This is a genomic window from Enterobacter sp. CGMCC 5087 (genome assembly GCF_003144775.1).
Classification (GTDB): domain Bacteria; phylum Pseudomonadota; class Gammaproteobacteria; order Enterobacterales; family Enterobacteriaceae; genus Enterobacter; species Enterobacter cloacae_M.
The window spans coordinates 1-12,802 of record NZ_QFXN01000312.1 but is presented as its reverse complement, the minus strand read 5'-3'; the positions used below and the strand labels follow the sequence as shown (position 1 = coordinate 12,802).

15 protein-coding genes and 1 pseudogene are annotated in these 12,802 nt (G+C 66.1%); all 16 read right to left on the bottom strand.

Annotated features, from left to right (window positions below; genetic code table 11):
• Nucleotides 1-371: 371 nt before the first annotated feature.
• The 16 genes and pseudogenes from pqiB to DEO48_RS25560 all read right to left on the bottom strand — a co-directional run bounded on the left by pqiB (nucleotide 372) and on the right by DEO48_RS25560 (nucleotide 12,702).
• Nucleotides 372-2,003, bottom strand: a complete 1,632-nt coding sequence (pqiB, locus tag DEO48_RS25635) for an intermembrane transport protein PqiB (protein WP_258306206.1) — start codon at nucleotides 2,001-2,003, stop codon at nucleotides 372-374.
• A 77-nt stretch (nucleotides 2,004-2,080) separates the two neighbouring features.
• Nucleotides 2,081-2,398, bottom strand: a pseudogene (locus DEO48_RS25630) (helix-turn-helix domain-containing protein); the annotation flags it as partial.
• A 55-nt stretch (nucleotides 2,399-2,453) separates the two neighbouring features.
• Nucleotides 2,454-3,443 (bottom strand): spore coat U domain-containing protein, encoded by a 990-nt coding sequence (locus tag DEO48_RS25625; RefSeq protein ID WP_181367064.1) that lies wholly within the window; start codon nucleotides 3,441-3,443, stop codon nucleotides 2,454-2,456.
• Nucleotides 3,440-5,794: a fimbria/pilus outer membrane usher protein gene (locus DEO48_RS25620; protein ID WP_109846668.1), complete on the bottom strand. Its 2,355-nt coding sequence runs from the start codon at nucleotides 5,792-5,794 to the stop codon at nucleotides 3,440-3,442. The genes DEO48_RS25625 and DEO48_RS25620 overlap by 4 nt, the downstream gene beginning before the upstream one ends.
• Nucleotides 5,751-6,488 carry a molecular chaperone gene (locus DEO48_RS25615; RefSeq protein ID WP_146198343.1) on the bottom strand — a complete coding sequence of 246 codons (738 nt, stop codon included), beginning with the start codon at nucleotides 6,486-6,488 and terminating at the stop codon, nucleotides 5,751-5,753. Before DEO48_RS25615 ends, DEO48_RS25620 begins: the two co-directional genes overlap by 44 nt.
• A gap of 56 nt (nucleotides 6,489-6,544) precedes the next feature.
• On the bottom strand, nucleotides 6,545-7,060 hold the full coding sequence (locus DEO48_RS25610; protein WP_109846666.1) for a spore coat U domain-containing protein: 516 nt from the start codon (nucleotides 7,058-7,060) through the stop codon (nucleotides 6,545-6,547).
• An 88-nt stretch (nucleotides 7,061-7,148) separates the two neighbouring features.
• The gene (locus tag DEO48_RS25605; protein ID WP_109846665.1) at nucleotides 7,149-8,237 is read right to left on the bottom strand and encodes an alpha/beta hydrolase; all 1,089 of its coding nucleotides are present in this window, start codon (nucleotides 8,235-8,237) and stop codon (nucleotides 7,149-7,151) included.
• Nucleotides 8,238-8,280: 43 nt separating this feature from the next.
• On the bottom strand, nucleotides 8,281-8,628 hold the full coding sequence (locus DEO48_RS26885; RefSeq protein ID WP_181367065.1) for a hypothetical protein: 348 nt from the start codon (nucleotides 8,626-8,628) through the stop codon (nucleotides 8,281-8,283).
• The gene (locus DEO48_RS27445; RefSeq protein ID WP_109846663.1) at nucleotides 8,510-9,130 is read right to left on the bottom strand and encodes a YcgJ family protein; all 621 of its coding nucleotides are present in this window, start codon (nucleotides 9,128-9,130) and stop codon (nucleotides 8,510-8,512) included. Before DEO48_RS27445 ends, DEO48_RS26885 begins: the two co-directional genes overlap by 119 nt.
• A 126-nt stretch (nucleotides 9,131-9,256) precedes the next feature.
• Nucleotides 9,257-9,499, bottom strand: coding sequence for a YcgJ family protein (locus tag DEO48_RS27440; RefSeq protein WP_109846662.1), 243 nt, complete (start codon nucleotides 9,497-9,499; stop codon nucleotides 9,257-9,259).
• Between the two features lie 2 nt (nucleotides 9,500-9,501).
• A complete protein-coding gene (locus DEO48_RS25585) occupies nucleotides 9,502-9,861 on the bottom strand; it encodes a hypothetical protein (protein WP_258306205.1) in 360 nt (119 codons plus the stop codon).
• Nucleotides 9,862-9,916: 55 nt separating this feature from the next.
• Complete coding sequence (locus tag DEO48_RS25580) at nucleotides 9,917-10,354, bottom strand: hypothetical protein (RefSeq protein WP_146198341.1); 438 nt, start codon at nucleotides 10,352-10,354, stop codon at nucleotides 9,917-9,919.
• The gene (locus DEO48_RS25575; RefSeq protein WP_109846660.1) at nucleotides 10,315-10,587 is read right to left on the bottom strand and encodes an ANR family transcriptional regulator; all 273 of its coding nucleotides are present in this window, start codon (nucleotides 10,585-10,587) and stop codon (nucleotides 10,315-10,317) included. The genes DEO48_RS25580 and DEO48_RS25575 overlap by 40 nt, the downstream gene beginning before the upstream one ends.
• Nucleotides 10,584-11,012 carry a hypothetical protein gene (locus DEO48_RS25570; RefSeq protein ID WP_109846659.1) on the bottom strand — a complete coding sequence of 143 codons (429 nt, stop codon included), beginning with the start codon at nucleotides 11,010-11,012 and terminating at the stop codon, nucleotides 10,584-10,586. The genes DEO48_RS25575 and DEO48_RS25570 overlap by 4 nt, the downstream gene beginning before the upstream one ends.
• The gene (locus tag DEO48_RS25565) at nucleotides 11,012-11,830 is read right to left on the bottom strand and encodes a response regulator transcription factor (protein ID WP_109846658.1); all 819 of its coding nucleotides are present in this window, start codon (nucleotides 11,828-11,830) and stop codon (nucleotides 11,012-11,014) included. The genes DEO48_RS25570 and DEO48_RS25565 overlap by 1 nt, the downstream gene beginning before the upstream one ends.
• A gap of 14 nt (nucleotides 11,831-11,844) precedes the next feature.
• A complete protein-coding gene (locus DEO48_RS25560) occupies nucleotides 11,845-12,702 on the bottom strand; it encodes a MipA/OmpV family protein (protein ID WP_219933024.1) in 858 nt (285 codons plus the stop codon).
• Between the last annotated feature and the right edge of the window lie 100 nt (nucleotides 12,703-12,802).

The window sequence follows — 12,802 nt, the reverse complement described above, 5'->3', positions numbered from 1 at the left end:
TAGTCTTACAGGCCGATAACCCGCAACGATGTCGGTATCACCTTCGGCTGAGCACGGAATATGCTGCGGTCGAGAGCGCGATACCAGAATGCACACCCGTACTCATGCGAAGGTGCTCTCCGGCCACTCCGGGTTACCCCTTCATCGCAGGCCGTAAAGCGCCGTCACTGCCAGAGAATACCGCCGCCCTGCCTTTCCCGGCATGAGCGTGCCCGCGCGGTACTCCCCGGCAGCCAGCCTCTCCCTGACTGCGTGGAAGTATGTCCCGCCCCACGGGGGTTCCACAATTACGCAGTGTTAACGGTATGTTTCAGCCGCATTCAGCATGTAAAAACACCCGTCACAAATAATTCACACCTCACTCATCCCTTTCAGCGGGCGACCGGCACGGGGTCCGCTTCCGGCTTTTCCTCCACCACCAGGGCGTTACTCCGGCTGTTCAGCGTGCTGAGCACGGGCTGCAGCTGCAAAAGCGCCTGATTCAGCCTCTGCAAATCAGCCACCATTCTGGTGTATGCGACCGTTCCCGGCTGCACGCTTTGCAGCGTCCCCTGCAGCGTCCTCAGCGTCTGCTGCGTGTCTGCCGGAAGCCGTTGTACCGCAGGGGATGACAGGGTCCGGTTGAGGGCGTCCAGCGTCATCTGCACGTCGCGCAGGGTCTGGTGCCCCTGCGTCAGCGTACGCGTCGCCTGAGTCAGTAATTCCCGCGCCGGCAGGGCGCTGAACCTGTCGAGCGCGGAGAGAAGCCCCTGCTGAACCTGTATCAGTCCGCCCTTCAGGCTCGGGATAACCGGGTAGCCGGACGATGTCACCTGCACCCCGGACGTCGCCCCCTTCCCGCAGCAATCCAGCTCAATATACAGGGCACCGGTTACCAGATCGGCTATTTTCAGCGTCCCGTGCATACCGCGACGTATCAGCGCATCCATCTGCTCGCGTGCATCCGCATCCCCTTCCGCCATGCCGACCAGCCGGCCGGGCTCGATGCGCACCGCAACGGGAATGCGGTAATCCTCGTGCAGTAGCTGCGCCTCCCCCGCCCCCGGAAACGGGACCCTGCTGACCGTTCCCACCCGCACCCCCCGAAACTCAACGGGCGCGCCCGGCAACAGGCCGCGCACCGTATCCTCAAAGTACATGACATAGTCAGTATGCTGCGTGAAGCGGCTCTCCTCCTCAGCCTCCCGGTCCCCATAGAGGGCGTACATCGCGCCGTTTTTCACCGGGACACCCGACGGCATGCCCTGCGGCAGGTCAAAACTGACGCCGCCGCTCAGCAGGGTTGTGACGGAGGCCACCTTCAGGTGTATCCCGGACGCCCCCGCCGCCATCGCCACGCCGTGCTCTTTGTGAAAGCGGACCCGGGTGGTGACCAGATGGTCATACGGTGCCCGGATGAAGGCCCGGCAAAAAAGCTGCCGCGCCTTTGCGTCCAGCGCGCAGTGCTCCACCTGCCCGACCCGGTATCCCTGAAACAGAACCGGCTCCCCGGCCTGGACCAGACCGGCATCCGGGGTCGTGAGGCCGATACGCACCCCCTTCGCCCGGGAAGACGCCGTCGCCTCCCCGTCAGCCAGCCGGTACGCCGCAGGGCGTGGCCCCTTTCCCCCGGGCTCCAGGGCTATCCAGTCACCGCGAAGCAGGGTCTCCAGCCCGGTCACCCCTTCCGGTCCGGCGCGGGCCTCAACGCGCCGGAAGACGCTTTCGCCGCTCAGCAGCCGGCTCACCCCCGGCTTCAGCCGGAGCTGCATCACAACATGCTCCAGGTCGTCCGACAGCCGCGTGCTTTCCACAACGCCGACGTCCACGCTGTGGCTTTTTACCCGGGTTTTCCCCGCCTTAATCCCGTCCGCCCGGTCGGCAATGACGGTGACGAGGGTACCCTGTTGCCGCAGATGCATAAACAGGCTCCCGCCCCCGAGCAGCAGCGCCATCAGGGGAAGAAGCCAGATGGCCGCACCGGCCCCCGTCCGGCGTACGGCGTCAGGATGCCGGCGCGTCACCGGCGTTCTCCGCCACCCTTCCCCGGTGGGGAGAGGGGCGCTGCCGGAAGGCCCGCGGGCTCAGCCCCGGCCAGCGTCCGGCGCCAGACGCACGGCGGCAGCTGATGCCTGCGGGTAAAGGTGCGGTAAAAGCTCTGCAGGGAATTGTAGCCATATTTGTGAACGATATCCCCGACCGGCAGGGCACTGTCGCGTAATTCACAGGTGGCCAGCAGCAGCCGGCGCTCGCGGATATAACGCCCCAGGCTCACGCCCGTCTGCTGCAAAAACAGCCGCTGCACGTGCCGCCGGGAGTACCCTGTACGGCGGACGATATCCTCTATATGCAGGGGCTGATGCAGATTGTCGTCAATCCACCCCATGATGTACTGAATGACCTGCACTGACATTCTCATATTCCCTCCTCACTCTGCCGTAAACCCGTCCGGGAAGCGGGCCTGCACCCCTGCCTCAGTACGTCAGCGTCACGGTCACCGTATCGCTGTACTCCCCGGGCGAGACCGCCTGCTGTACCGGTACCCGCCCGTACACGCTGACCGTACTCACCCCGCTGAGCCCCTGCCCCGTTCCGTTCACCCCCGGGCCATTCCCGTCCCAGGGCACCGTTCTGGCCGCATCCTGCCAGAGCCCGTACCCGAGGGCGTCTCCCCGGGCATTCACCATCCTGCGCGCCCCTCCCGCACCGTGCTGACCGTTATCCAGCGTCATTCGCCAGGCCACAGCCAGCGGACAGCTCACGTCTATCCGGCTCACCCCGTCAGCCGGACTGACCAGCCGGCGGACGTGAACCCCGAAGTCAAGGGGGGTCACGGACCGGATAAGACAGGGTGACTGAGACTGCGCCTGCACGTTCAGAAAATACCCCACTTCACCGCCTCCCTCCCCGCCGCTTCCTGACCGGCAGGCGGCCTCTGACGGTGCCGGCGTACTGCCTTTCGTCCAGTACCAGCGCAGCCGGCCACCGTTAAAATGACTCTCATACGTCCCGTTACTGAGGCTGCCCTGCCCGGCCGGTACCTGCCCGTAAAGGATGCGGCTGCCGGTGACCCGGGCATTGCTGGCCCCGTCCAGCGTCCAGCTTTCCACCGGCCAGACGCCGCCCGGGGGACCCGTGAGCAGCGTCCGGGCCGCATCGTGATAGACATCCCAGGCCATCTGCGACCCGTCCCAGTGCCGCAGCCGCCTTGGTGCCACTCCCGGCATGGCCGCATCAGCCATCAGAAAGTGGCAAAAGCGGATGTGGTAAACCGCCCCCGTCGCCTCCCAGGGGACCTGGCAGCCATAGTTCACGGCGGCCCAGGCGTCCGTCGGCGTGCGGTAGCTCACGGCACCAAAATTCAGGTCCCCGACCCTCTCCACCCAGCAGTTCACGCCGGCACACGCCGTCCCGGCACCTCCCGCCAGCAGGAGAACCGCCACCCACATGCTCACCCGTATCATCTGCTCTTCTCCTCTGCAGGTATCCTGCATACCGTCTGTACCGGGGCCTTCTGCGCCCGGTGAACCAGGGCCGGGGTCAGGACCACCTGACAGCCCCCGCCGGGCACCGAGACCTCAAGTCTCCCCTCTGAGGGCGGGTCGGCAAGCCAGACCATCCCGTCGTGTCCCACCTGCGTAAGGGGCAGGCCTGAGAGGCTCACCGCCCCGCCTGCCGGCAGCGGCTGCCCTCCCGCATCCGTGAGATGCAGCTCGGCGGAGACATTGCGCCTGACGTCAAAAAAGGCCAGCACCCCGCCATGGCGGGGCGGGACAACCTCCCGGCTCGTCTGCCCCAGGCTCCAGTTATCCCCTATTGACGCCACATCCAGAGAGACGCTGTTGCGCTGCCAGGGCTGGAGGTGATTCAGCAGCAGATAGCCCCGGCCGTCCGTCACCCCCGCCAGGTTGTTCTCAAGGCGTACGGGGATCCCCGGGACCCCGGCCGTCGACACCAGGGCATATCCCTCGCTGACCGGGGCGGTGAGCCAGGCCCCCTGCCTGAGCAGCACCGCGCTGCCGCTGGCCGAACCGTACAGGGCCGTCGTCGTATGCGGCGCGTGCATCTGCGTGATGCCGGCCGACAGGTCACCCCAGTCCGCACGCTGGCTGACCTCGGCCTGAGACTGACTGGCGTGGCCGGACGTGGTGCCCTGCGATACCCGCCAGTCCAGCGCGTCATGCCGGCCTGACAGGCTGGTCGTCATACTGTCACCCTGCCGGGCTGACGTCCGGGAGACGTTCAGCGTTATCTCCCTGCCCAGCGGAACGGAGAGCCACAGCGCCACGCTCCGGGCCGGTGACGGCCCCGCCTGCCGGTTGAGGGTCAGACTCACGGAGCCGCCCTGCCATCCCCATGACCAGGAGAGGCTGGTATAGCGCCTTGCGGCCCCCTCCCGGTCCTCCTGACGGATGATGCCCAGCGCCGGATTACCCCAGGGCGTGTTCAGCCCGGCAAAAACCTGACGACTCAGGCGGGGTAATACGGCGCCCTCCCCGGTGGCAATGTCCCGGAAGCGGTCATTCACCCGCTGCTCGCTGACTGACAGGCTGAGGGGACCGCTGGTGCGCTCCCATCCCCACGACAGCTGCCGGCCATTTCCGGTACTGCCTGCAACAGCGAGACTCACCAGACCGGCCTGGCTGTCGGGGATCCACCTGAGCCCCGCGCCGGCCATCTGTTCCTGCCGGCGCCCTTCGGTATGGCTCTCCAGCGTCAGCGTGTCCGTCATTCCGCGACGCAGGCTGGCGCTGAAGACCGGATTACCGTCCACATCAAAATCCCGGATCCCCCACGAACGGCGCGGCACGCCTGCCGCCAGCGAGCCCTCACTCAGTCCGGCCCTCAGCAATGATGACGCGCCGTAGAGGCTGTAGCTGCGGACCTGCTGCCTGCCGGTGATGTCGGTCACCACCATCTGTACGCTGTTCACCCCGTTGCGTACCGGCATCCCTTCTATATCAAACGGCCCGGGGAGGACCCGCTGCGTGCTCTGGCGTATCTGATTGATGTAAATATCGACGGTGGAAGGGAGGGTCGCCTGGCCGGTCAGCAGCGCATCCGGCGCCGTTCCGCTCTCCGGCTGCAGGGCAAAATTACGGCCCAGCTGCAGGCCCGTTATCCGGGTTGACCGGCTCCAGTCCGGTCCGACCGTGGCCGTATCCCCCATGGTCAGGGTCAGGGCCTGACCGACAAAATCACGCTGAAGCCGGGTATCCAGGTGGATGACGCGTTTATCCGCCGCCTGCCAGACCAGGCGCTGGCTGTCTGACAGCAGCCAGCTGTCGCTGCCATGCATCTGCCATTCACTCCAGCCGCTGGCGCTCATCTCCCCCTCAGCCCGGGCAGCATACAGACTGTAATTCAGCAACACCCCGGGGAGGGGAGGAGAGGAGAGTGAGGGGGGAGGGAGGCCTTCACCTCCTGACGAATACCGCTGCAGCTGCAGCAGACCGGCCGGCGCGCGCAGGGTAAGAAGCACGCGAAGCGGATCGTAGCGTGCACTCACCCCCGGCACCTGGCTCAGGGCAATCCGCCCGGAGGCCTGCGGCGGCGGCAGTAAATCCTGCTGAAAGCCGAGCGCCTCCAGCGCCTGCGGGGTCATTTCTGTCTCTTCCCCCGCCCGGCAGAGCTCCGCCAGCTCCGGCACGCGCCGGTCATTCAGGAGCACCTCCGCATACAGCGGCTGACAGTCCAGCCCGGACAGCGCCGCGCCGGCCTGACCTGCCCACAGGGTCCCCGCAGGCAGGCAAAGCAGCGCCAGCAGCCCCTCAGCGGGACCAGGAGAGCAGCGAAGCCGGCGTCGTGTCATCATTCACCCGCGCCCGGAAATATCCCGGCCCCGCAGGCGTTTTCACCGACCACTGCTGATGGCCTCCGGCCAGGACATAGCCCAGCAGCCCCGGCCGCAGGACCTGGACGTTCCCTGCATTCGTGACGTATTCAAGCCCTGCCAGCCGGATATGCGCATTGCGGGCATTGTCGGCAACCAGCAGGCTCTCTTTACCCGTCTGACGCAGCGTGAACGTCACGCCGTCCGGCAGCTTTCCGGGGGCAGGCCGGGCCAGCGCCCCGCCTGCCGGCGGAATAAAGACCGGAATGGAATATTTCAGCAAAAACTGCACCCCGCCCTGCGGTACCGCAGCGCCGGCTTCAGGCAGCTCATCAACAATCAGGCGCAGCGCCTTCTCCTTCGGTCCTGCCGGAACCTTGCTGACCAGGCGCAGGAGCTGGGTCTCCCCCGCAGGCACGGTCATCACCGGCGGGGAGGGAATAACCTCCCGTGAGGGGGTCAGAACGTCCTTACCGTCGCGCTGCTCCCACTGGTATAGCCTGAGCTGACCCGTGACCGGCCTGTCGCCGCTTGCCGTCAGCCAGACCCGCTCCGATTTTCCCGCCTGGCCAAAGACGACCGTGGTCGGACTGACCTGAAGCGCCGCGGCCTGCGCCAGACCGGACACCATCATCAGCCCCTGCATCAGGGCCACTGCCATTACTGTTTTACGCACATGCTTCTCCCTGTCAAAATGAATGCCGGGGAGGACAACCCTCCCCGGGTCCTGCCTCAGTAGGTGACGGTTGCCGTCACGTCATCCACGTAACTCCCGGCCTTCAGGCTCTGTCCGCCAAGGCTGGTGCTGCCGTAGACGGTCAGGGTCTGCGCCTGTCCGGTCCCCGTCCCCTGCAGGGTGTCACTGTTAAGGGTATTTCCCCAGGCCTGCGTCCGGGCGGCATCCTTCCAGAGCGTATAGGCCACCAGGTCTGTATCAGTGGCACTCTTCATGTTACGGGTCCCGCTGGCGAAGTTAGCACCGTTGTCGAGCCCGATGTCATACGGCGTCCCGTTGGTACAGTTCACCGTCAGCCCCCCTTGCGCGGTCACCGTCCCGGCCGTGGACTTGTTGCTGCCAAAATCCACATCCGTCGCGTCGGCCGTGTGGATATCGCAGGAGGACGTCACCGTCAGCTTGACCTGAAACGACTTCTGGTCGGTTTCAGCCGCCTGCAGCAGCCCCGGCAGGGCGCTGACGGACAGCACGCCCGCCAGCACCATTTTTCGGGTATGTCGCATCATGTTCATGTTTACCACTCCTTACGCCGCTGTGTTCCGGACACGGCGAATGCCGTGCCCGCGCTTTCCGGGCGGCATGCCGGAAAAACGGATCATCTCATCGCCGCTCCGCGTCATGCACGAACGCGCCAATGGCCTGATAAGTGGCTTTCGCCTCTGACGGCACCAGGCTCTCCAGCATCAGGTAGGCGTGCACCACCTCCGGGAAATGCACGTGCCGCACCGGAATACCCGCCGCCTTCAGGCGCGCCACAAAGGCAAAATCCTCATCGCGCAGCGGGTCGAGTCCGCCGCTGAACAGCAGCACCGGCGGAAAACGCTTCGTCACCGGCATATAGAGTGGAGAATGCGCCAGCCGGTTTTCGTCATGCCGGAAATACTGGTCGAAGTACCAGCGCACCTTGGCCTCGTCGAGCAGCTTCCCGGTCCCGTTCTCCTTCACGGACGGCCAGTTCAGGGTGTAGTCCAGACTCGGATAAATGAGCACCAGGCGGTTAATCAGGCCGGGGTGAGTGGACTGCAGCTCCGCGGCCAGCGTGGCGCTAAACGCCCCGCCCCCGCTGTCGCCGGCAAGCGTCAGCTGCCGCGTGTAGGGAATGTGCTGGCGGTCCAGCAGACGGTAGGTCTGCATCAGCACCGCCCGCGCATCCTCAAGCCCTGCCGGATACGGGTTCTCCGGGGCCCGGCGGTAGTCCACCGCCACGACGGTCTCACCGGTGGCCAGCGCCAGGTGACGGGCAACAGGGTCATAGACCTCAACTGAGCCACTGAGATGCCCGCCGCCGTGAATAAAGAACAGCACCCCGGGGGCCGTTCGCCCGGTCATGCCGGCTGCCCCCTGATATATCCGCACGGGTATGCGTCGCCCGCCGGTGTCCACATCCGTATTCACCACCCGGAGCTCACCGTCCGGGGCCGGGGTGTACTCCCGGGTCAGGGTTGCCAGCCCTTCACGGGCGCTCAGGGTACTGTACTGTGCGGCCGGGGCACCGGCGTGCATAGCCAGCAGGGCGGACAGGGCCGGCGGCGGTGCTGCGGTGAGCGGGCCGTGCTTTTCCTGCCACTGTCCGGCATAGTGCTGCTGCATTTCCGGCAGCGTGGCTGCCCGCCCGCACAGCGGGACGCAGGCTGCGACCAGGGCCAGCAGCGCCAGCGCCCGATTCAGGGCCATTCGGGTCATGTTCATGATTCGTGTGATTCCTTTTGATATCTCGTGGCTGTGAATGTGTTTATAAGCGGCTTCGCCGGGCTTCCAGCTGCTGAATTTGCCGGGCAATCGCCTGTCTGCGCGTCATGTCAGCCTGCGCCCCCATCTCTGACCGGAGCGAGCTGATACGCAGCTGCAGGTCAAGCTTTTCCTGCTGGCGCTGCTGCGCCACGCTGACGCCCTCCCGGATACCCGCGGCGGTTGCATCACCCGCCTGCTGCATCGCGCTCACATGGTCCTGCACGGTGGCATCAAGCTGTGCCAGTGCCTTGCGTCCGCCGGCCGTATCCGGTGAACCGGCAAAAGCCAGTGCGCTCCACAGCCAGAGCGGCAGCAGGAGACCACCGTATGTTCTGTATTTTTTCATCATCACCTTCCCTTCTCGTGTTCGTGATACACCCTGAGCCACATGAGGCCTCATCTGCCCGGGACAGCGCATCCGGGCTGTGCCCCGTCAAAAACAGCTCCCCGCTGAGGCCGGTCAGCACCGCCTGTCGTCCCGGACTTTGCCAGCACCGTGACCGCACCGCATCACAGGTCACCCCGTTACTGAACTGCCAGCGCCGGAGGTCCCCGCCCCGCGCCCGGTACGCATCAAGCTGTCGCCCTGCGACCTCACCCAGCCAGCGGGTGGTCGCCGGAACGGACAGCCCTGCCGCCGTGGCGCAGACCCGCATCACCCGGTCACACACCACGCCGCGTGCAGGATGGCTGAGCGGCCAGAGCGCGCACCCGATGCCGGTCAGGACGTGGTACGCCAGCAGGGCACATCCCCCGCAGAGCAGCCAGTACCTCACCGGCCTGAGGCGACGGGGGCCGGGCCGGAACAGGCTGCGCGAACCGCCGCCGTGCGTGGAGGGATACCGGCTCATCACCGTCCGAACAATTCCCCCGTCGCCGCCTCACTGAACTGCACGCGACCTGACCGGTCCTGCCGCCAGCAGGCCCTGACCTGCACGTCACACCGCAGGCCGTTACTCAGGGTAAAGCGCGTCATATCAGACCCGCCCCCCCCTGACAGACCGCTCCTCCAGGGCATCGCGGGCGGCCTGCCCCAGATACCGCCCGGTCAGCCAGGGCGACATTCCGCCGGTACCGGCACAAAAGCCCGCAGACGGATCGCACACCACCCCGGCATGCGGCCAGAAAACGCCGGGCCGGTGAGATGCCTCGCCGGCAGCGACCGCCGCAGATATCAGCACGCCCGCCAGAAAGATGATGCCCCTTCGCCCGGCGTTCATCGCTACGCCCCTCCGCCGGCAGAGACCTCAGACCAGCCGGCGCGGAACATGCAGTCGCGAACCAGCGTCTCCCGCTGCCAGCGGTTCGCATCCTGCACGCGGTAGTCCGTGCTCTGCTCAGCGTTTGCCTTCCCGCTGTCCTTCAGCGTTCCCTTACCGCGGACGTCCCGGTGAGACACCACGTTATCCGGTGGCAGGTCCCGCAGCGCCTGTGCCTCACAGGCGGTCATTTGCTGTTCGCGCGCCTGCGGGCCGGCACCGGCTTTCATCCACCGGGTATCCGCACAGCCCGTGCTCAGCGCAGCCAGCACCAGCAGCAACGCATAACGCCCGCACAGATGCAGGCCTCCCGTATTCATCATGTTTTCTCCTTTATACTGACAGGCCATGCCCAGGCCGGCCCGATACTCTGCTGTGTCACACGCTGCGCCTGCGCCTGTGCCGTCGGGCAGCCAGAACCGCAGCCCGATGCCTTTGCTCCACTGGCGGAGCCGCCCCCACCATCAGATGAAACCGCGGCCGACGCCCCGGCTGGGGCACGTCGATACGGGTACACTGCAGAAACTCCCCGTGCGCACGGAACAGGTACACCATGACGCTGTTCGCCGTGCGCGCGCTGACCTGAAAGGCCAGCTCAACGTCCTCCCGCCGGAACGGGGTCCCGCGCAGCCACCCCCACCAGGCCACCGCCACCCACATCGGCGGCGTGCCGGCCAGGTCAATCCCTGCAGGCATGATGTATCCCGCGCGTGAGCGATACCCGCTCCCGGTGCCGATGCGCCCGCGCGGTGAATGACCGTCTTTCACAGGCGGCATCATTCTCTCCCTCCCGACATAAGCTGACGGGCACACCACAGCGCACGGGCCTCACACCAGTGCCGGTCAAGTGACAGCACGGACAGCGAGGCCGCCCGCACCCAGTACACCCGGGCGGAGTCGTATTCCCCGGACCGTTCCCGCGCAGCCGCTTCTGATGCCGCCGCATACCAGTCCCGGGGAGGCACCGTCAGCACCCGCATCTCCTCCGGTGTCAGTGCCTCATAGCCCGGGATTTCCGGGCGAGGCGCATTACCTTTTGTTTTTCTCATTCCATCACCTTGTTTCTCAGCCCCGAAGGACAGCCGCATCCCGCCGGGAGGGGCCACGCATTCCCGCAGTCGCACCGCCCCTCTCTTTCTGTCACCTCACGCAGTGCAGCCCGTTCCGGCGGTGCACTGTAGCCGTCAGGCACAACGCCCCTCACCAGAAACACGCCCCGGTACAGGGCGGGCGGTGAGGGGCGGTCGGGGACAGGTCCAGACAAATCGATGCCTGGCAGTACGGGCCAGAGAACCACCAGACCCGCCAGCAGCACCGCGACCGGCGGCAAATACTGCGCAATGCTGCGATACAGTCCGGCAGTCAGGCAGCGACGACACAATTCACCGCCCGTGGCGACCCCGGCCACCACGCCCCAGGCAAGCCAGAGCGCCTGCCCCGCGGGCTCGGCCATCCCGGCCCACCACCACGTCATCACACCGCCTCCCTGCCTGCCCCGGCTGACCAGCCCCAGCCTGCACTCCTGGCGCGGACGCGAAGGCTGCCCCGCCGTCCGGCACTTCTGGCACGCGGGTTCGTCACCACACCGGGCGCGATGTCCACACCGAGGTCCAGCCGGTATCCGACACCGCGCACCGTCTCCAGCGACGAATCCAGACCGTACGCGCCCAGTTTTTTACGCAGCCGGCCCATCATCACCGCGAGGATATGCCCGCCCCCCGACTCCGGCGGGTCGGTATACAGGCGCATCATTAAGTCGCTCCGCTGCAGGTTTTTGCGGTAACAGCGCATCAGCAGGGCGAGGATGCTGAACTCCATCCGCGTGAGGTAAACCGGCACCCCGCTCACCCACACCTGCCTCTTCACCAGGTCGAGACGGAGCGGACCACGGCGCAGCTCAGGGCTGCAGTGCCCCTGCCAGCGCAGGGTCAGGGCCTGCAGGCGCGCCCGCAGAACGCGCACATCCTCACCGCGGTCATGCACCCCGCAGGCACCCGCCTGCACCATCGCCGGCACATCCTGCGGCGCCCCCGGCGCGGCAACGACCATCAGCGGGAGTTTCTCCGCCAGCACCAGCCCCCAGCGACGCACGCACGCCGCACCGCACGTTCGTGACATCCCTGACACATCAAGCACCACCGCGTCGACCGTCTCCACCTCCAGCCACGCACCGGTCCCCGGCAGCGGCATCAGTGAGTTAGTCTGGATTTCTACCGTTTCCAGCCCTGCGCGCAGCACAACGGCAATGTGGTGAGCGTACACGTCACTTTCAGATACGATGAGATAGCGCACGATGATGCCTCCCGTCAGAAGGTGTACATGCCGTTAAGGAACAGCGCCGCCGCCGTGGTTTTTTCCGTGAGCGGACTGTTGCGCGCAGCATGACTGGACAGCGTCGTCAGACGCACGCCGCCGGAATAGGTCAGTTGAGGGCCGTACTGCCAGTCCAGCCCCCACTGCATGGTGACGCCGCGGAGCCCGCCACCGGCACGGTGAGCGTGGAAATCAGAACGACGGGCCTGCTCCGGCGTCACGCCGAAGCGGGCCATCATGTCGTGGCGGTCAGACCAGGTGGCGAAGGTTTCAAGCGACATGCCGAGCGTGTCGGACAGCGGGATCTCCGAGCCCAGCCCCACATCGGCGTAAGCGGTATGCCCGAGGCTTTCCCCGCCATAGCGACGCGACTCAAGCGCCTGCATCCCGCGGGCAAACACCCGGTACGGGGCGTAGTTGATACTCAGCTCAACCCCGGCCTGCGTGGTCCCGTCAAGGTTGCCCATGCCGCGCAGGTGATGGTTGCGTCCGCTGAGGGTGCGGATGTTTTCCTTGCGTCCCATGTCGTAGTTGCCGAGCAGGGCGACGCCAAACAGGTCCCCGACCGGGAGGTCCCAGCGCAGCCCCTCCGGGAAGCTGGCGGTAAACGTTCCCCAGTCCTGCGTCGGGGCAACGGCTTTGACCAGAGGCAGTGGCGTCAGCGTGTAGGCGGAAGAGCCTTCATAGACCGGCGCCACGGCAAGGCCTGCACCGACGCTTATTGCGGGCTTGCCCGGCGGGGGACTGAGTGTGGACGCCTGGGCGATACCCCCAACGAGCAGGGTGGTGGCGACCGCCAGACGGATCCCGGTATACCGACGCCTGGTGTTCATCGTTGTCATACGTTTCATTGTGTTCATCGTGGTTTTTACCTCACTGGTTTTGCAATACATCGCGCGCCCGATACCCTCTCCGGGTATGCCCGCGCACCATCCGGCCCGGCACCCCGGG